This window comes from Mogibacterium diversum (genome assembly GCF_002998925.1).
Taxonomy (GTDB): domain Bacteria; phylum Bacillota; class Clostridia; order Peptostreptococcales; family Anaerovoracaceae; genus Mogibacterium; species Mogibacterium diversum.
This window is the reverse complement of sequence record NZ_CP027228.1, coordinates 1,428,712-1,447,805: the sequence shown is the minus strand read 5'-3', so window position 1 is coordinate 1,447,805 and position 19,094 is coordinate 1,428,712. Positions and strand designations below refer to the sequence as shown.

Sequence of the window (19,094 nt, the reverse complement as noted above, 5' to 3'; positions counted from 1 at the left end):
GCAATATGCTACTCAAGGAAATACAGCCAAAAATAAACGGCAAACAGTCGGTGTTGCAGTTCAAAGGATATAACGCAAACGCTGTAATAGATGACGGCGAAATGCGAGATATGTATAACTTGTCATCTGATAAGTACCCGGTGTTATCTCAAAGAGCACCAAGGAATATCATAGATATGCCAGTGCAACATCCAAGAGATATCATCGTAAAAAACAATGTGCCATACATCATAGATAGATACGAGGTAGACGGAGAGATAAGGACGTTTATCAAATATTCTAAAGGTGGCACGGATTACCAAAAGCGAATAAACAATATCATGCCTAAAACTATGGTTGCACATAATAACAAAATCTGCATATGGCCAGACAAGGTGTATTTAGATATTACAGATAACACTGTAAAACACATGGACGCATCAGTGCAGGGCACGGCAACAATTAAGCCAGGCAGCATATATTTAGTTGGCGCAGATCTATCTGAATTTTCTGTTGGTGATGCGATTGAAATATCAGGGTGCAAAAAGCAACCAGGCAATAACACGGTAATCGTGATTAAGAGTATAGAAGGTAGCACAATTACCACTTACGAGAATTCATTTAGAATGCCAAGCGATGATGTGACTCAGGAGTCATATGTTGAAGAGGAAGTAAAACTAGCACGAGAGATTCCAGACCTTGATTACGTCATGGAAAGCAATAATAGATTGTGGGGCTGTAGGAGTGAGGACAACACAATCTATGCTAGTAAGTTGGGAGACCCACTTAACTGGAATTACTTCCAGTCGCTAGCAAACGATTCATACGCGCTAGAGGTCGGTTCAGATGGTGAGTTTACAGGGTGTGCTGCATATCCTACGCACCTAATCTTTTTTAAAGAACATCATATGCATAAAGTGTTCGGAAGCATGCCAAGCCAATATCAGCTATACAGCACTGAGTGCTTCGGAATAAGAAAAGGCTCTGATAAATCGGCTGTAATCGTGAATGGTGTATTGTACTATCATTCATTAACAGGCGTAATGGCTTATGATGGCGGAACATATCCGGTAATGATATCCGAAGCGTTCGGAGATTATCGTTTTAAATCTGCTGTCGGTGGCAGCAATGGCAAGAAGTATTATATTTCAATGCTAAATGAAAACGAAAACAAATATAACATCTTTACTTACGATATACTTCGCAGACTATGGCACAAGGAAGATGAAACAAAAGTAACAGCCTTTGCTAATGTGAATAACGAGCTTATATACATAGCAGATGGCAATATTTGGACTACTACAGGAAAGCGCCCAGAAGATGATATTAAGTGGTTTGCTGTATTCGGACCGTTCGATGAATTCGTAGAGAATATGAAGTCCTATAAGAAAATAAATATGAGACTAGATATGCAGCCGGGAGCACAACTAAGGATAAGTACTCAAAGTAGTAACGGTGAATGGGAGCCAATATACGAGTGCGAAACAGAGCGAGGGAAAACGCTTAGTGTTCCAATTATCCCTAATAGGCAAGCGAAACTCTCTATAAAAATTGAGGGAGTGGGAAGAACAGATATTGAATCACTTACAAGATACTATAGAGGTAGGAGTGATAGAACATGATAACTGTACCAAATAGAACAGATATGTCAGATGAAAGCCTTGCACTCAGGACGATAGATGAAAACTTGCGAAAACTCGCAGATGAAGTTCTTATGGAAATCATGAACGTATCAAAAGAACCAAGCAAGAAAAAAGAAACATCTGAAAGCAAGGTGAATAAAGAAGCACCTAGAGTCCATATCGCTTATGCAAGTAGTGGAGATGGCACAGTGGGGTTTAGCACCACGGATAGCACCGGAAGAACATATATAGGAATCTACACAGATTTTAAAGATGTAGCTAGCGCAGATCCTAAAGCGTATAAGTGGACGAAAGTCAAAGGCGATAATGGCGTAAGCGTAAGCTCCTATACTAGGTGGTATTATTTAGCGGTAGAGACCCCAGAGAAACCAGCGCTTAAAGTTCCACCTAGCCCGTGGACTATAACAGAACCTAACTACATAGAAGGGAGTACAAACAATCTATACTATGTGGACCAAAGCGTTTTCTCGGACGGAAGCTTTTACTACTCGGATGTTCAGGTGTCAAGCTCATATGCTGCAGCTAAAAATGCATTTATCAAGACTTTAGAAAATCATCAAAAGACACTAAAGCAACTTGAAGACTTAAGCAGACAGACGAAAAAAGAAATTGCAGATGCAGCGGACAGCATATCTAGGAAAATTAAGACGGAATATTACTCATCAGCCGATATGGACGACAAGATTGCTAATATTGAATCGCAAATAACACAAACGGATAATGCTGTAAATGTTAAGTTTAGCGAAGCTCTCAAAAACATAAATGATCTAAAGTTTGATTCGGATAAAAAGTATAGCGAGATTATAAGTACTATAAGACTAGATAAGAATGGAATATCTATAGGCAAAAGCGGTAACAGAATATCCATGAATCTAGATAATGACAAACTGAGGTTCATGCAAGAAGGAATAGAAGTTGCGTATATGAGCGATAACAAACTGTATATACAAAATGCGGAGGTCCTCAGCAGTATAAAGCTTGGCAAATTTGCGTTCATGCCTGATACCGAAACAGGCAGTTTATCATTTGGAAAGGTAGAAGATTAATGACAAATACATGCATATATGAATTCATCCCGGTAGATAAAAAATACAGCTCTCTTGAAGAGGGATACGGATGCATTATACCAGGATACTCAACGGTAACACCAGTGGTTCATGGCACGCTTACAGATAAAATGAAGCCTTACTATTTGTATGCGTCAACCTACGATGAAGAGGTAAGGCTAAAAACAGTTACTATTTGTGAAAACAAAAAAGTAAACGTGAATGAATTAAAGAGTCCAAATTCATACTTTATAACTGAAAGCGGAGATGAATTAAATTATAGATTTGAACTCCCAGATGTGCTAGTGCCTACTCACTATTTTTCGCCAGCATATCATGAATATGAACCGCTAATAGCATACATCAGCGCTGCAAACGAAAAGAATACATTAAATGAAAGTGGTAAATGCATTACAAAATTAGCACTTTATGGCGAACCAAGAATCACGGTAGTTAAAAATCCTTACGAGTCAAATGCAGATGGAACGGCGAAAAAAGGCGGAAGCTATCGAACTGCACAGGTTCAAGTTGGGTGGTTCCCTATAAACGTGAGTGGCGCTGCAAAGAAAGTAGATAAAATAACCTTATCCGGCAAAATCAAAAGGTCGAATGAATCAGCTTACAAACCGACCAACATCACCACAAAACTAATCAAAACAGATACTGATGAATCTGGGTGGGTTACATCAACATATGATGTAACTGTGGCAGTTAATAAATCGTATACACACAGTTTTGCACTGTATGCATCAGATGGACTAGGTGGTGATGGAGTGAGCCACATGTTTTTTCAATCTGCTTTCAAACTGTTTGATTTCAGAACAACCGGAAGGGGGTTTGCGCTTGGCAAACCATCCGAAAGAGATGCATTTGAATGTGATTTAGATTTAGTTGTATCGAAAGGTGCGGAATTCAAAAAAGAAACAGTGTTCAGAGGTCCTGTTAGAGGGCATAGAAACGGAGTGGTAATTATTGATATAGAAATTGCTAAAAACTCTGTGCTAATGGATTCAACTAGATTCCCTGGAGCGAAATACATATTTGAACTAGCACTACCTAGAGATACGGTAGGAGAACAAATAGATGAGAAATGGCTCCCAGAGCTATATCCTGAAAAGATTTGCCCAGAGCTATATCCTATATGTGCACTAGAGACAAGCACAGAGTCGGGACTGTACGAGCAATCAGCTAACGATATCTACCTTAAGGTATACCTAACGAGAGAGCCTAAAGAAGATATCAGAATCAATTGCAAGTTTACAAAATCTATGAGTTTAGAAGCGCAGGACGCTGCAGGAGGTAATTAATGAGCATAGGTTCAGTACATGGAGCAACGAAAGAAATAAAAACCGTAACCAAAGATGTGGTTGTGGCTACAAACGGCGGAGTAGCAATGAGGTCTGTCCCACAATCAGAACTAGGAATGCCTCCGGACAGCAAAGTAATACTTGCACAAGTTCATCCAAAACACAGAGCTGGAGTAGACGATGTGTGGACTGCGGTATTCTACGGCTATTCTTGGGATGATAAAAAAAGAAGTGTTGAAATTGCAGTAAATGGAAGATTAACAGGGCTGCAGAAACAAGAATTTGAAGTAAATGTTTTATACTACTAGGAGGAAGTTATGATAGGTATAGTACATGGGGGGGGTAGAACAAAAACCCAAGAACGCGTTACACTAGGCGGTACGTGGACTGCGCCGCAGAATGGAACGCTTGTATGCACTGGACGAGCACAAGCTGACTCGGCATATAATTTCATCAAAGACAAAAATATTGATGCATATATCGGAATGCACACTATAGAGCGCAATCAACATTACGGTACGATAACAGTGCCCGTAGTGGCAGGACATGTGTATGAAGTTAGGCGAGGGTCCTGGCAAGCTCAAAGTGATTTATTCATATACGAATCATAATTTTGTTAATCGACTACCACGTTGTAGTAGGATGTACTGGAAACGTCATCAACTGTTAAGTTGGTGGCGTTTTCTGCATTATGAAGAGAGCGAAAAATCATAAATACAAGTGTAATATGTAATAAAAAAGAAAACCAGGAGGAAGGCATGGCAAATAAAGATCCATTTAAAAGCGCATACAGCGAGCAGATTGCAGCGCTTGTACAGAAGGCACAGGATAACACAGCTAATTTCAAGTACGATCCTATGACAGATGCGTCATATCAGGCACTTGCTAAAGAGTATGCAAGGCTAGGTGACAGGGCTAATGAAAATACAATTGCAAACCAAGCAGCATTAACAGGTGGTAGGGCTAGTTCTTATGCGGTAAGTGCAGCGGCACAGGCACAGAATCAGTACAATCAAGCTTTAACAGATAAGATACCAGAGCTTGAACGTTTAGCATATGACAGATTTAATGCAGATAGAAACTACGGACTAAATCTACTTGGAACCATGAAGTCATTAGATGATTCGGCGTTCAATAGATTTACTGATCAGAGGAACTTTAATTATCAGCAGGGAAGAGACAATGTCGCTGATCAACACTGGGATAAAACATTTGATTACCAGAAGTTGCGAGACAGCGTTGCTGATTCACATTGGGACAAGAATTTTGATTACCAAAAACAAAGAGATAATGTATCAGATAGTCACTGGGAAAGAAACTTTAACTATCAGCAAGGAAGAGACAGCGTGAGCGACTCACACTGGGAAAGAGAGTATCAGTTAAAAAAAGACTCAGCCTCTAGAGCAGGTCGGCGCTCTGGGGGCGGTAGACACGGCCGAAAAGGAAGAAGAGGAAGAGGTGGAAGTTATCAAGAGCAATCAACACAAGTTGTATCATATGTTCCTAGTGTTGCTGCTCAAATTGCCCAGAATGCAGTGAAGGGGATTTTAACAGGTAAGGCTAAAAAAAGTAAGTCGGTTAAATCTCAAACGTATAAAAAGGCTGCCAGAATGGGATACGCTCCTATAGCGTTTAGAAGAAATACACCTGCAGAGGCAAGAGCAGCTGCAAGAAAAGCAGTAAAGAGAATTATCTACGGAGATAACAAGCATTATGTAAGCAAAGATCCTGTTAGGCGTGCAAATGATATATTCAACAATACCCAGATGGCAGGTGTAAATAATAATTCGGATAGACGTGCGCTATATGCTCTTAAAGGCTTAGTTGAATCTAAAAAATCTGACCTGCTTAACGCAGCGTGGACTGTTACCTCGACACCTACACTCGATCCTAAGAGTATGCATCAGGATCTAAAGAGGTACAGCGAACTAGGATACATCAAGAACGGAATGCTAGACGCTGACAAGCTGTCAAAAGATGCTAGAGATGCATTTAGTGGATTTTATAAATACGTAGAAAAAACGAGGCAAAAAGCCGAAGCGCTTAACTACATGGCGAAAGAGGCAGGTATTTATAAAACAGAGCTGCAGTACGACACCAAAGCAGGTAAGTTTAAGAGGAAACTATACTTAAAAGATAAAAACGGCAACGAACCAAGAGAGGGCGTAATTGAAAAGCCTAGCGCTGGTCAGAAGTTTGCTATAGATATTGCGCAAGGAACGCTAGGCTTCCTTGCTGATTTAGCTGTAGGTAAATTTACAGGTGTAGGAATACTGCCTGTAATGGGCGTAAACGCGTTCGGACAAGGCGCAGGAGATGCAAGAGCTGCAGGCGCCGGTATATATTCTCAGTGGGGCACAGGATTAACAAACGCAGGAATCAATATCGGAACTGAAAAAATGTGGAGTACATCAAATATCATGAGAAACTCTACAGGTAGAGGACTCTTGGATAACAGCGCGGAAAAGTTTGCTAACAAAATGGCTGCTAGATTTGCAAAGGGAACCGCTGCTGACGAGATAAGATACAAAGCAATTAAGCTTGGTCTTGCTGCATCATCCGAAGGTGTGGAAGAATTCATGAATGCAATTCTGCAGCCTATATCTGATAGGTTCTACGACCCTGATGCGTTTAAGAAAATCGCAGAAAATCCTACAGGCTACCTTGCGGATGCTGTGTACCAGGGGATAGTAGGTACAGCGATAGGTGGTATTGTTGGTGGACCTAGCGGAGTAAATATGGATATTGAACTGTCTGCAGAAGATAAAGAAAAAATACTGCAGGCAGGTCTTGCTATGTCTGAAAAGTCCAGTGCAAACAATTTCGCTAGATCGATTGACAAGAACAGGCTTAAGGGCGGTAAAGTTCTGAATAACGCTATTTTGGATTTAAAACATAAAATTGAATCCGGAAGAGAATTAACAGAACATGATCAGGTGCTCTTAAGCGCTGCAAAGAAATCGCGCATAAGAGGCGCAGAGAATGTATCCGGTAGTTTTATTATCAGATCCGAAGAGGGGCTAAACACTGAATACGATAGAGAAAAGGCATCCGTGCTTTTAACTCAAAAGGTTGCGAATAGAGAAAAGGAAGTAAGGAAGTATCTATATGAAGCAGATACTCCTAAAAAGACTGTTGATGAACTATCATTCCCAGTAGCTAGAATATTAGAGGGAACAGGAAGCAGTGCAGATGTAGAAAATGTACTATTCACAGTGGATAACAATCCAGCTCTTGAATTAATCCAAAACGAGACAACACAGGACTTAAACGTAGGAATGCTGCCTAGAATGAACAATGGAATGATAATGGGCGGTGCTAGAGAAACGCAGCACTTCAAGAAAGAATTAAACTCGTTTATGGGAGCGAGATACGAGAGCAATGTTGAAGAAATATTGCCAAAAGCAAAGGATGCAGCCAAAAAAGAAATGCTAGCATCTATTGGCATGAAAACAAATCCTGAGATAGAAAAACTGTTTGATGAAGGCGCAAAGGATGTTAAGGAAGGCGAAGAGTTTATAAACTATGCACACGCATTTAATTACTTCTACGATTCTGGAAGAAGAGGATTAGACTACAAGAATCTTGACAAGGCTATATTCCAAAGCGAGCTAGTACCTGCAGATATCCGTAAAAAGATATATGAGATAGGGAAAGCTGAGAGAGAAGATAACAACATCATTACAAACAAGTCAAAGCTACCGATAGGATTTAAAGCCGGAAGAGTGACTCTTGGTGAGAATGTGAGTATGAGCAATTCAATGATTAACGCATATAGAACACTCGCTAAATCTTTTGGTGTTGAAATATCTCTCGAAGAGAACATCGAAGATTCAGAAGGTAGCGAAGTAAACGGCTATTACAAAACCGGAACTATTCACATCTCCATGAAATCAGATAGCCCAGTTATTGATGTTCTAAAGCACGAGGTAACACACCATATCCAGGTTAATTCACCTAGGCAGTATGCAGCATTTAAAAAATACGTGCTTGATGAATTCTATAACTCAAATCTTGCTGAGTATGAAAACAAACTCAACAAGTACATGAATGACTATAAGGATATATCGCGTGCCGAAGCAGAAGATGAATTGCTAGCGGATGCTACAGATGTATTCTGGAAAGGCGATGCTGATGCAGAAGCAGCAGTCAAAACACTTGTAGAAAAAAATAAAAGCCTTGGAGAGACAATCCTCAAGGCTATTAAGTCTACGGTAGATAAGCTAAACACATTAAGCAAGAATGTTATAAACGCATTAAAAGGGGAATACCGCGGTAAGTGGCTTGAAGAACTAGGAATCCTGGAAAAAGCACAAGAAATGTGGATAGAAGCTTTAATGAATCCTGAAATAGATAAATTTGAAGAGGCTGTTAACAACGATGATGAAATCAAATTCATGTATAAGGGTAAGGATTCAGAGGGCAGAGATGTATTCTCAATTTCTAGCAAAACGAAAAAACTCACAAAAAAAGAAAAGCGAACAGAATTAACAGAGAGATTTGAAAACGGAGAAGTGTTAAATGTTGAATTCGATAACGGCAAAGGTAGAAAGTATACAGCTAAGCCACACGAGGATTTCGCAGGAAAGAATTTTTACGGTGACAAACAAACAAAATCGATTAATGCATTTAATAAAAAGGTGAATCTATTCTATGAAGGAGATTTATCGAAACTGTTACAGAATTCGGAATACATAAGATCCGGACCTGAAAAGAAGGAACACAAAAATGTAATCAAATGGGAGTACTACAAAAAAGAAATTGTAATAGGAGAAACGCCGTATAAATTATTGATTAATGTGCAAAACCGAACTGATGGGGATTTTATTTACAACATTAAATTCGAAAAAATAAAAAAAGACCAACATTGGCAAGCTATCAATGAAGATAGTAAAAATAACGCCCATGTTGGTATTGATAGTGTAAATCTATCACAAAACGATGAAGAGGTCAAGGAAAAATACCAGAGAAAAAACAGCATCTTCGATATCCCTAACAATCAGCAAGCTGATTCTAACACCATCAGGCAGCTTAACAAGAAAATCGATGCGCTGATTCTAAACCAGACTAAAACAAAAGGAACCATACCTAAAAGGTCATCTGTTATTAGTTATCTGAAAGAACTAATAACAGAGGTCGGTTCAGATGTAAAAGCAGAAGATTTACGTATTGATTATCACAATCTTTATAAAGCAGCTAAATCAGGTGATGATGCAACGAAAGAGAGGTTATTAAACGAAATAACAAGAGAGATTGTTAAGAATACCTATGAGACTAATCGCATATCTCCAGAAATAAGGGATGTACAGAGATACCTCAAAAATATGACTATCTCTATCGATGAAGATTTAGAAGCAGAAATCAAGAATAGATACGGTACATTTGGGAAGTTTAAAGATTATATCGATGGTGCTTTCAAAATAAAACTTAAAAAGAATATCGATAGAATGGAATACGCTGTTCCAGTTGATGACATGCTATCTGAAATGAACGAGCTGTTCGGAGACACTATCAAGGTTGACGGACGAAGTCTAGACGATGTTACAGACTTTGTTACAGCTCTAGCTACAATTGCTGAGTATGCATCGGTAAAAGATAATAAAGTCTATCTTTTTGATGGCGGCGCAAACCTAACTCAGTACACCGAAAAAGAAATTGCTGAATATGAAGATGAGCTTATAAAGGATATCAAAGCCAATATAGAAGCTAGCCTTGGCGAGATTAAGCCTATTGTTACTTATGCAGATAAGCAAGAGGCAAGAATCAGTAAGCTGAAAGCTAGCATGAAAAGAACTGCTATGGATAAGCCGGAGCAGGCGAAATCAAAGAAGCTTATTAACAAGTTGATTAATGATACAGGCTCAAAAATGCCAATAGAAGATGGCATGAGACTTTATGAGGAAGTTTGGACGGCCGTACATCAGGCAACACCAAACGCTAGTGCAGCATATTCTGCAGCTGCAAGGCTGTCGAATGCACTCCTTAATTCGAACGAGAATAATATAAAGGAAAACCTACAAACAAAGAAGCAAGTAATAGAGCTACTCAGCGTAGGTAAAATTTATATCTCTCCAGAATTAGCAAAGAAACTAAATTATCAGGAACTAAAGGCTAGATACGGTCACGCGTTAAGATTTACAACAGATATCAACAGTGAGCATACAATGCCTGCTGAATTGGTGTACGACTTCTTCCAAAATAAACTAGGCGAGAAATATCCTGAACTATTCGCATCAGATGCAGCAGATGCAGAAGAAGCTGTAAAGAATCTATGTAACGCTGTAGATATGGTTGAAACATCTGCAGAGACAGACGGTCTAATTAATGGTGAATATAAAAACGTTGCTAGTGATATCACGGAATTAATACTAGATAATGCAATTTCTATGAAACCAGAAATGACCTATGCAGATAAACAGCAAGAGAAGCTTAAAGCTGCTGTAAAAGAAGCGAGAAACAAAATAAAAGAAAGGGAAACTATAAAGAGACAAAAAGCAGAAAAGAAACATGAAGAGGAAATAGCAGAAAAAGACAAGGCTATAGAAGAACTCGAAAATGCTATTGAAGAAGAAAGGGAGTCAGTAAGCGAGCTAAAGCGAGACTTAAGAAAAGAACGTAGCGAACTGAACAGGAAGAGTAAGGCAATTAATAGCATTAAGTGGTACTCAAATAAGCTATCAAATAAGCTGTTAAAACCTACTAATACGCAGTTTATGCCGGAAGAGTTCAGGAAATCTATCGCAAAGGTTCTTCACGAAATGGATTTCTCTACAGAACGTGGTGATGCGTTCTATGAAACGCACGGATATAACAAGACCTATGAAAACTTCATGGAGTTAAAAAACGAATATCGCAAGGTACTTGAAGAAAAGAACGACGGTGACAGTACGTTTAGTTTTGTTGAAGATGAGGATTTCATGAATCAAATTGATTCAGTTCTAGAAGCATTAAAAGAATCAAGGCTTGTTGATATGGATGCCGATACAATCGAAAACGTGAGAGACGTTATTAGAGGCTTAGATAACATTGTCAACAAGCATAACGATATGCTTAAGTATGACCAGTACAAAACAATCAGCGGAACAGGAAACGCAGTAATTAACGAACTCAGTAAAAAGGCAGAAAAGAATCGCTATGCCGGCGGAGCTAGTGCTGTATCCAAGTTTATATTCTCGAGGAACATTAATCCTGCAGATAGATTTGCTGTGCTGGGCGGTACGCTTAATAAACTGTTTAAAGAAATAACAATTGGCTTTGATGATCACGCTATGAATGTTAAGAGCGCTCAAAATGAATTTCAGAGAATTCAAGATGCTGTAGGAGAAGAAGCATTCAATATCATCTGGGAAGATGCGAAAGTAGAATCCTTCAAGCTAGAGTCTGGAAGAACATTAAATCTAACTCATGGGCAGATGGTAACACTATTCCTTCTCAGCGAAAGAAAGCAGGCGTTAGAACACATTCTTACTGGCGGTATTCAGACTGCAGAAGTTAAACCGAAGAAACTCGGCAAAAACACTGTACTTAGAAAAAGCTCCATGCAGAGAGAAAAGATAACGCATAATGATATTATAAATATCGTTAAGAGCTTATCTCCGGAAGAAATAAAATGCGCAAAAATGATTCAGCACTACCTTAATACAGCGGTGTCTGATTGGGGAAATGAAGTATCTATGAAAGTATGGGGTTATAACAAGTTTACAGAAGAAAACTATTTTCCTATCAAAATTGCAAGAGAAACTGTAGATGCTAATGTTGAAGAGGCAGCGGTAACTAAAATTATCAATCCAGGATTTGCAAAGAAGACGAAACCATCAGCAAAGAATGCGGTTGTATTAGATAACGTATTAAGTGCCGCATCAAATCATATAAGCGCTATGAGTGCGTACCAGGCGCTATCTATGCCGCTACAAGACCTAGAGAACGTGTGGAACTACAGAGCCTATGGAGAAGATGGCGTAATTAAAGGCTCTGTTAGAGAGGCGATTGAGCGTGCATATGGTAGAGAGGCCAACGAATACATAGAGAGATTTTTAAAGGATGTAAACGGCAATATCGCAAAAAGCGAGATGCCTATCACAACTAAGATTATAGGAACAGCAAAGCGTGCTGCAATTGCAGCCAACGGAAGAGTAGCCATGCAGCAGCCTATGTCAATCGTTAGAGCATCCGCCGTGATAAATCCAAAATATCTAGCTAGAAGCAAGTATTCACGCGACGCGGTAAAAGAGATGCAACAACACTCAGGTGTCGCTGTGTGGAAAGACCTAGGCTATTATTCGACGGATGTGGGACCAAGTCTTACCAACGCTATGATTAACAAGGAAAATAAACTAGAGAAAGTAACACTTGATATGTACGGTTTCCTTGATAATATGACATGGGGTAAAATCTGGGGTGCTTGTAAGCTCAAAGTTGAAGACACAATGAACATCCATGAAGGAGACGAAGGATACTGGCAAGCAGTAAATGAACAGTTTAGAGAAGTTGTGTATAGAACTCAGGTATTCGACTCTGTACTATCACGATCTGAACTAATGAGGCAAAAGGATGTAGGGTCATCAGTGCTAACAGCATTCTTATCCGAGCCAACTAAAACGCTGTCGCTGTTCATTACTAATACTCAAATTGCAAAGCAAATGTATGATGAGGGCAATGTATCAGAAGCTAGAAAGCTAGTCGCAAAACAGTTTGGTTGGTTCGTAACGTCGGCGGCAGCAATGGCAGTTATGAAATCTGTTTATGACGCTATGATAAGACACATTGCAGACGATGATAAAAAGGATAAGAATTTTGTCGAACGATTCCTTGATGCGCTTCTAGGGGAAAACAAACTCCATACAGATGGAAATCTGTTTGGGGAACTAAATCCTATAGCTATGCTGCCGGTCGGAAAGGATATCCAGTCAGCGCTACAAGGCTACACACCATCAAGATTAGACATGTCTCTGTTCGTAAAAATTAGCGACGCATACAAGGCATGCGTAGATCCTAAAAATAGTTTAGTTACAAAACTTGAAAAGGTCGCTAATGCTGCAGGTGTATTCTTCGGACTTCCTGTAGATGTAGTTTATAGGGATTTAAAGGGTACATTTGCATATTTGGCATCGATACACGACTTTTTCACCGGTGCAAATACAAAGCAAGATTTACTAATGGACTTCTCAAAAATCGAGAAAACATACGAAGGAAACAAAGGCGCCTTCAAGAAAATTGCGACCGACTCTGAAAAGTACGATAGCGATACTAGGGAAAAAGCAGCTAAATACATTCTTAAAAACGATAAAGAATACACAAGAGAGAGAATCGATAAAGAAACGATTAATCGCATTAAGAGAAATCATAATGATGAAATGGATAACTTTATCAAGAAAGGAAAGAATGAAGAGGCTGAAAAACTCGCAAAGAGTCTTGCAGCAAGAAATAGTATGCTGAATGCAGAGGAATACTTCCAAAGCAGAATTAATAAGGTGAAAACCGATCAGCTCAAAAAGATTGAGAATGCTCTCATGAAAGGCAACACTGAAGAGGCTGAAAAGCTCGCAAACAAATTCAACAAGATGAATATCGAAGTTCAAGGAGAGCGCTATACTTCTGAGGTAGCAATGGAAAAATCGAAAGAGTGGATACGGAAGGAATATCTCAAAGGAGTTATTGATGGTTTAAAAGCTCAAAACAACTTAAAGGTTGAAAAACAACTCGCAAAGATAGAACGTATAGATCCGACGAATGTCGACTTCCAACGCGAAGAGGTGTTATATAGTGCAAAACAAAGTATAAGGTATAGCTACTATCCATATATCAACAAGGCACTTGCTCGCGGAGATGTTGAAACTGCGAGAGTATATGCACAAAAAATAGAAGCTCTATATCCAGGAGATCGCAAGTATACTGCAGATGCTGTTATAAAGAGAAGCTATAAATACGCTACTAGAAACAAGAGGAAGAAGAAAAGAAGGTAAATTGTGAGGCTGTCGAAATGACAGCCTCATTTCTTTTAAAATTATTAAAGTAGAATTTATAGAAAGTGTAGGAGGCACATATGGATAAAAACAAAAGAACTAAATTAAGAGATGGTATTGCAATGATTATCACAGGTGCAGTCGCTGTGCTAATGGTATTCGGAGTCAATGTCCCGGTGATTAGTGACACGAATATAGGTAAAATAGCCTATGTGATTGCATTTGCAATATCGTATGCAGTAAATCACTATTTCAATCACAATTACAGTGAAGAGGCTAAACAGTCGCAAGAGCTGCTAGATTACCTAAAAGAAGCTAAAAAAATAAACGAATACGTACAGCATGTTGATAACTACGTAAATAAACAGCCTACTCTAGAGGCGAACACAAATGAAGAGGTTAGCAATGTGGAAAAGACAAGCGAAGATAATGAGGATGAAGAGGAAAGTGAGGCGAAAGGCTAATGGCAACTAGGCAGCAGTTCGTACAGACGGCAGTTAGTTACCTCGGAGCAGTTAGAGGTTCGGCTAAACACCGCCGCCTTATCGATATTTTTAACCAGCATAAACCAGATGGCTGGCCAATGAACTATGTTGCGCCGTGGTGCGCTGCATCTGTATCCGCCTGGGCGTACGAACTAGGTATTGGTAACCTGATTCCGGCTAGCGCTAATTGCGGTACGATGATATCTAAGGCTAAACAGATGGGGATATGGATTGAGAGCGATTCATACACACCAAGCCCTGGAGATCTAATTCTGTATGATTGGCAGGATTCCGGATACGGCGATAACGCAGGTGGACCAGACCATGTAGGCGTGGTCGTATCTGTTGGCGGTGGAATGATTACCGTTATTGAAGGAAACAAGGGCGCATCGTCCGTTGTGGGATATAGAAGCGTACCTATCAACGGCAGATATATAAGAGGATTCGTGAGACCAAATTTTGACGGCGTGAGCACGGCACCGCCAAGTTCTAGTTCAGGAAATTATGGATTATACAAGGTCAATTCGTCCACAGGCCTTAACGTTAGAAAAGGACCTGGAACAAACTATGCAAGGATAGCTACGCTATCAAATGGAACGCCGCTTCGAATTGTGGAAATGAGCGGTAACTGGGGTAGATCTGTAGGAGCTGGCGGCTGGGTTTGTATGGACTATCTCACGAAAACAGGAGCAACATCAGCGCCTACATACACACCTAGTAGCACAAGCGCATACGCTGCAGGTAGAACATATCAATTAATTTCTGATATGCGTGTAAGAACCGGTCCAGGAACAGGATATAGACAGCGTGCATATTCTGAGCTGACCGCAGACGGCAAGAGACACGCACTCGCTGGAAGCCTAGCTTGCTTGCGCGCAGGTACTCAGGTAACCTGTTTAGAAATGCGAGGAGATTGGATGCGCATTCCGTCCGGATGGATTTGCGCTCGTCAGGGAAGCAAGGTGTATATCAAATGATGATAACAGCATGCAACTCTGCGATGGGTACAATTATTGACTTGATTATCGGAGCTATTGTCGGTATGCTAGGAGGGTACATAAGGTACTTGATAAAGAAACAAAAAGCGGAAGACAGCGTGAGAGAATGCCTTGTAGAGGGCATGATGTGGATTCTCCACGATATCCTAGAACCGATGTGCGATGTAGTTATAAATCGAGGCTTTGTATATCTAGATGAATACGAGAACCTAAAATCAAGGTTTGAAATATACGAAGGATTAGGCGGAAAAAACGGAATCAAGCAAAGAATGGTAATGATAGAGATGCTACCGAAAAAACCAAGAGGATGTGAATTAGAGTGATTTTGATAAAACGTGTTGCAATAATCAATGTAATCATTGAAAAATACACGATTCAAAATTAACTCGTAATGAAGTGGTTGCGAGTTCGATTCTCGCCAGCAGCTCCAAAATTAAAAGCCTTGAAAACGCCTTTTGATTGGCGGATTCGAGGCTTTTTCATTTAAATAAATTTTAGTTATAGGACAGAGTTATAGGACAAAATGTGTATGCATAGTCTTCCACTGTCTAAGCTTGATGTTCACCCAGAATCCATAGATTCCAAGCGTCACAATTGTAAGTAGCAGCCACTTTATCCAGTTTCCAAATAGCTGCACAGCGGTACCATCAAATTCGAGGCGCCTACCCTCTATTACAGTGTGCTTTATCTCCCAGTTGTAAATCATGCAGTATGCCCAAGGCAGACAAATTCCGAGAGTTGCAGTTGTAATAAGGGTGCCAAGTATGCTGTAGCCAATGAGCTGAAATAGTCCGCCATCAAAATAAGATTCTTCGTGATTCATAGTTCTGTTCCTCCTTTAATTCTAATAGTAATTTTGCATGAGTTGTAGATTATCACTTATGAGGGTCTGTGTAAATAGGGTAGATATCATTTTTTATTCCTGTTATTCAATAGAAAATGATGAAAATATATGATAACTAAATTGGAGGCGAGCAAACCTTATTAACCGATAAAATACTTGAAAATACAACATCCGTAATATAAAATTATTCTATTACATGATACATGTTTTTCAAGTGAGAGGTTGAAATGGAAAGAAGGAACTATAACTCTATACTGGCGTTTATATGTAGCAGTCTCGTGTTGCTATTTTTTTTGGCCGTATTTTGTCCAATTTATGTAAACGCAGATGAAGAGAATCCAACATGGGATGCTGAGAGCGATAAGGTATATTATCTATCACTTCCGTCAACAGATGGTTCACATAGTGATTGCACTCTCGTTCAAAGCAACGGTAAGTTCGGTATGATCGATGCGTCAAACCCTAGCGAATATGGACCATATGCTGTTCAGGGTGGTAATGGCAAGACCGTAGCGGAATTTATGAGAAAGCTAGGCGTTAAGCATATTGATTTCGCAGTTGCTACGCATGCGCATTCAGACCACATAGGTGGATTTATAGATTTGGTTGACGAGAAGAATTCCGACGGGAACCCGTTCTTCGACTCAGATACCGTTTATATTCATAAGAAATATTTAAATTGGGATCCTAAGTATGAAGATCCGACATGGCAGACGGCTGAATACTTTAAGGAAGTTACACGAAAGCTAACCGAGGCAAAGGTTACTATGGTCGATATCACCTCCGATGATACGAGCGGACTTTCTAAGATAGGTGCAACGATGACGAAGAAGGGCGACTATAGCGACAATATTAGCTTTAAGTTTGGCAACCTAGATATTGCGCTGTACAACCTAGATAGTATTGTCAACAAAGAGGGTTATACGGAGAACGACAACTCCATAATCACGCAGATTACCAAGGGGCTACACAATGCGGTAGTACTCGGAGATGCATCTGCGATGATCGATTATAAATATGGAGAGGTTATTTATAAGAAGTCTGGCACTATAGACACTCTAAGAACTGGTCATCACGGCATCTCAAGTGCAAATGGTAAGCAGTTACTTGAATTCCTGGAACCTAAGAACTTTGTGCTCTCGTCAAATGGACCACTTCGTCAGCTGTCATATAAGCTATATGCAGACAAGCACAATACCCCAGCTTACAAAGCTATCGAAAATGTAGGGGCTATCGTAGAGGACTTTGATAAGTCATCCGCAGATCTGCAGACTTTTGCCGATGAATCTTGCAGAGCTTTAGTAAAGGCAAAGACTTACCATCCTGTTATCAGGGGGTGGCAGATCTGGGGAGATGCTACCGCGCCAGACGGATGGACTTACGCTTATATTAAGGATGACGGCAAGTACGCTACAGGATGGCAGTATATCGAAGGAGCTTGGTACTGCTTCGATTCAGAAGGCTATAACTTAATGCTACAGGACACTGTGTATTACGACAAAGCAGCAAAAAAGAAATATGTATTAACGAGATCTGGGATCATGGGCACTGGCTGGGTGAAAGCCAAGGATAAGTGGTATTTCGCTGATTCGTCGGGTGCACTCAAGACAGGCTGGGTAACGTACGGAAAAGACTGGTGCTTCATGGATAATGATGGCGCTATGCAGACAGGCTGGGTAGAAGACGGTGGTCACAGATATTTCCTTGATGCAAGTGGATTGATGAAAACTGGCTGGCTACAGGATAATGGCAAGTGGTACCTCCTAAACTCCAGCGGTGCAATGCAGAAGGGTTGGCAGTACACTGGCGGCGCTTGGTACTATCTAGGTAACGACGGAGTTATGCAGACTGGCTGGCTACAGGAAGGTGGCAATAGCTATTATCTAAGCTCTAGCGGTGCGATGAAGACCGGCTGGCTACAGGATAACGGCAAGTGGTATCTCCTAAATTCCAGCGGGGCTATGCTGAAGGGCTGGCAGTACACTGGCGGTGCTTGGTACTATCTAGGTAACGACGGAGTTATGCAGACTGGTTGGATACAGGAAGGTGGCAGCAGCTATTATTTAACCTCCAGCGGTGCGATGAAGACCGGCTGGCTACAGGATAACGGCAAGTGGTTCTACCTGAACTCCAGCGGTGCAATGCACAAAGGATGGTTAAAGCATTATGGCGTATGGTATTACCTAGGACAAGACGGCGTAATGTATACAGGCACACATGTGATTGATAACACAACGTATAATTTTGATACAACAGGGGCACTAGCATAGCAAGGCTAGTGCCTCTTGCTATAACAGTAAACCAAACTATGATTCCAAAGGGGGGTTAGAAAAATGGACCAGATTCAGCTAGCGCAGCAGATATGCCAGGAGGCTCACTACGGACAAGTGGACAAGGCAGGAAAGCCTTACTATCTGCATCCATTTGCAGTCGCAGATATGTGTGAAACTGAAGAGGAAAAGGTTACCGCCTACCTTCACGACGTGCTCGAGGATAGTGAGTATGACGAAATGTATTTGCGCATGTGCGGATTTAGCGATAAGGTGATTGAAGCGGTGAAAACCCTTACAAAAGGCGTAGACGAAGACTACATGCAGTACATAGATAGGATCTCGCAAAATAAGCTGGCGACCTCCGTCAAGCTTGCCGACCTAAGCCACAATATGGACATCAGCCGCATAGAGAATCCTGGTGCGGAAGATTATGCGAGAGTCGATAAGTATAGAGAAGCGATGAAGAGACTTTTGCAGGGGAATTCTCACTAAATGGGGAGAATTCAGACATAAGTCATTAAATAAAAGCTCAAAATAATTGCTATTGAAAATATTAA

General features: G+C 40.4%; 12 protein-coding genes. 11 read left to right on the top strand and 1 reads right to left on the bottom strand.

The window, feature by feature from the left end:
* Positions 1-5: 5 nt before the first annotated feature.
* From C5Q96_RS06945 to C5Q96_RS06905, 9 genes are all read left to right on the top strand, one after another.
* Positions 6-1,601: a hypothetical protein gene (locus C5Q96_RS06945; protein WP_106057652.1), complete on the top strand. Its 1,596-nt coding sequence runs from the start codon at positions 6-8 to the stop codon at positions 1,599-1,601.
* Entirely contained in the window at positions 1,598-2,668 is a 1,071-nt protein-coding gene (locus C5Q96_RS06940) for a hypothetical protein (RefSeq protein ID WP_106057651.1), read from the top strand. Before C5Q96_RS06945 ends, C5Q96_RS06940 begins: the two co-directional genes overlap by 4 nt.
* Positions 2,668-3,975, top strand: coding sequence for a hypothetical protein (locus tag C5Q96_RS06935; protein WP_106057650.1), 1,308 nt, complete (start codon positions 2,668-2,670; stop codon positions 3,973-3,975). Before C5Q96_RS06940 ends, C5Q96_RS06935 begins: the two co-directional genes overlap by 1 nt.
* On the top strand, positions 3,975-4,283 hold the full coding sequence (locus C5Q96_RS06930) for a hypothetical protein (RefSeq protein ID WP_106057649.1): 309 nt from the start codon (positions 3,975-3,977) through the stop codon (positions 4,281-4,283). Before C5Q96_RS06935 ends, C5Q96_RS06930 begins: the two co-directional genes overlap by 1 nt.
* A 9-nt stretch (positions 4,284-4,292) precedes the next feature.
* Entirely contained in the window at positions 4,293-4,586 is a 294-nt protein-coding gene (locus C5Q96_RS06925) for a hypothetical protein (RefSeq protein ID WP_106057648.1), read from the top strand.
* A 147-nt stretch (positions 4,587-4,733) separates the two neighbouring features.
* A complete protein-coding gene (locus C5Q96_RS06920; protein WP_106057647.1) occupies positions 4,734-13,937 on the top strand; it encodes a hypothetical protein in 9,204 nt (3,067 codons plus the stop codon).
* Positions 13,938-14,017: 80 nt separating this feature from the next.
* The gene (locus C5Q96_RS06915) at positions 14,018-14,401 is read left to right on the top strand and encodes a hypothetical protein (RefSeq protein ID WP_106057646.1); all 384 of its coding nucleotides are present in this window, start codon (positions 14,018-14,020) and stop codon (positions 14,399-14,401) included.
* Positions 14,401-15,399 (top strand): SH3 domain-containing protein, encoded by a 999-nt coding sequence (locus C5Q96_RS06910; protein WP_106057645.1) that lies wholly within the window; start codon positions 14,401-14,403, stop codon positions 15,397-15,399. Before C5Q96_RS06915 ends, C5Q96_RS06910 begins: the two co-directional genes overlap by 1 nt.
* Positions 15,396-15,743: a hypothetical protein gene (locus C5Q96_RS06905; RefSeq protein ID WP_106057644.1), complete on the top strand. Its 348-nt coding sequence runs from the start codon at positions 15,396-15,398 to the stop codon at positions 15,741-15,743. The genes C5Q96_RS06910 and C5Q96_RS06905 overlap by 4 nt, the downstream gene beginning before the upstream one ends.
* A gap of 188 nt (positions 15,744-15,931) precedes the next feature.
* Here C5Q96_RS06905 and C5Q96_RS06900 read toward each other — a convergent pair whose 3' ends face one another.
* Complete coding sequence (locus C5Q96_RS06900; protein ID WP_106057643.1) at positions 15,932-16,243, bottom strand: DUF898 family protein; 312 nt, start codon at positions 16,241-16,243, stop codon at positions 15,932-15,934.
* A gap of 248 nt (positions 16,244-16,491) precedes the next feature.
* Between C5Q96_RS06900 and C5Q96_RS06895 the strand changes: the two genes are divergently transcribed.
* Together C5Q96_RS06895 and C5Q96_RS06890 are read left to right on the top strand one after the other, a co-directional pair.
* The gene (locus C5Q96_RS06895) at positions 16,492-18,534 is read left to right on the top strand and encodes an MBL fold metallo-hydrolase (RefSeq protein WP_106057642.1); all 2,043 of its coding nucleotides are present in this window, start codon (positions 16,492-16,494) and stop codon (positions 18,532-18,534) included.
* A gap of 63 nt (positions 18,535-18,597) precedes the next feature.
* Positions 18,598-19,029: a GTP pyrophosphokinase gene (locus tag C5Q96_RS06890; protein ID WP_106057641.1), complete on the top strand. Its 432-nt coding sequence runs from the start codon at positions 18,598-18,600 to the stop codon at positions 19,027-19,029.
* Positions 19,030-19,094: the final 65 nt, after the last annotated feature.

Excerpts from the sequence above, each read along its gene's own strand:
- C5Q96_RS06945 (WP_106057652.1), top strand. The coding sequence starts at position 6 with ATGCTACTCAAGGAAATACAGCCAAAAATAAACGGCAAACAGTCGGTG.
- C5Q96_RS06940 (WP_106057651.1), top strand. The coding sequence starts at position 1,598 with ATGATAACTGTACCAAATAGAACAGATATGTCAGATGAAAGCCTTGCA.
- C5Q96_RS06935 (WP_106057650.1), top strand. The coding sequence starts at position 2,668 with ATGACAAATACATGCATATATGAATTCATCCCGGTAGATAAAAAATAC.
- C5Q96_RS06930 (WP_106057649.1), top strand. The coding sequence starts at position 3,975 with ATGAGCATAGGTTCAGTACATGGAGCAACGAAAGAAATAAAAACCGTA.
- C5Q96_RS06925 (WP_106057648.1), top strand. The coding sequence starts at position 4,293 with ATGATAGGTATAGTACATGGGGGGGGTAGAACAAAAACCCAAGAACGC.
- C5Q96_RS06920 (WP_106057647.1), top strand. The coding sequence starts at position 4,734 with ATGGCAAATAAAGATCCATTTAAAAGCGCATACAGCGAGCAGATTGCA.
- C5Q96_RS06915 (WP_106057646.1), top strand. The coding sequence starts at position 14,018 with ATGGATAAAAACAAAAGAACTAAATTAAGAGATGGTATTGCAATGATT.
- C5Q96_RS06910 (WP_106057645.1), top strand. The coding sequence starts at position 14,401 with ATGGCAACTAGGCAGCAGTTCGTACAGACGGCAGTTAGTTACCTCGGA.
- C5Q96_RS06905 (WP_106057644.1), top strand. The coding sequence starts at position 15,396 with ATGATGATAACAGCATGCAACTCTGCGATGGGTACAATTATTGACTTG.
- C5Q96_RS06900 (WP_106057643.1), bottom strand. The coding sequence starts at position 16,243 with ATGAATCACGAAGAATCTTATTTTGATGGCGGACTATTTCAGCTCATT.
- C5Q96_RS06895 (WP_106057642.1), top strand. The coding sequence starts at position 16,492 with ATGGAAAGAAGGAACTATAACTCTATACTGGCGTTTATATGTAGCAGT.
- C5Q96_RS06890 (WP_106057641.1), top strand. The coding sequence starts at position 18,598 with ATGGACCAGATTCAGCTAGCGCAGCAGATATGCCAGGAGGCTCACTAC.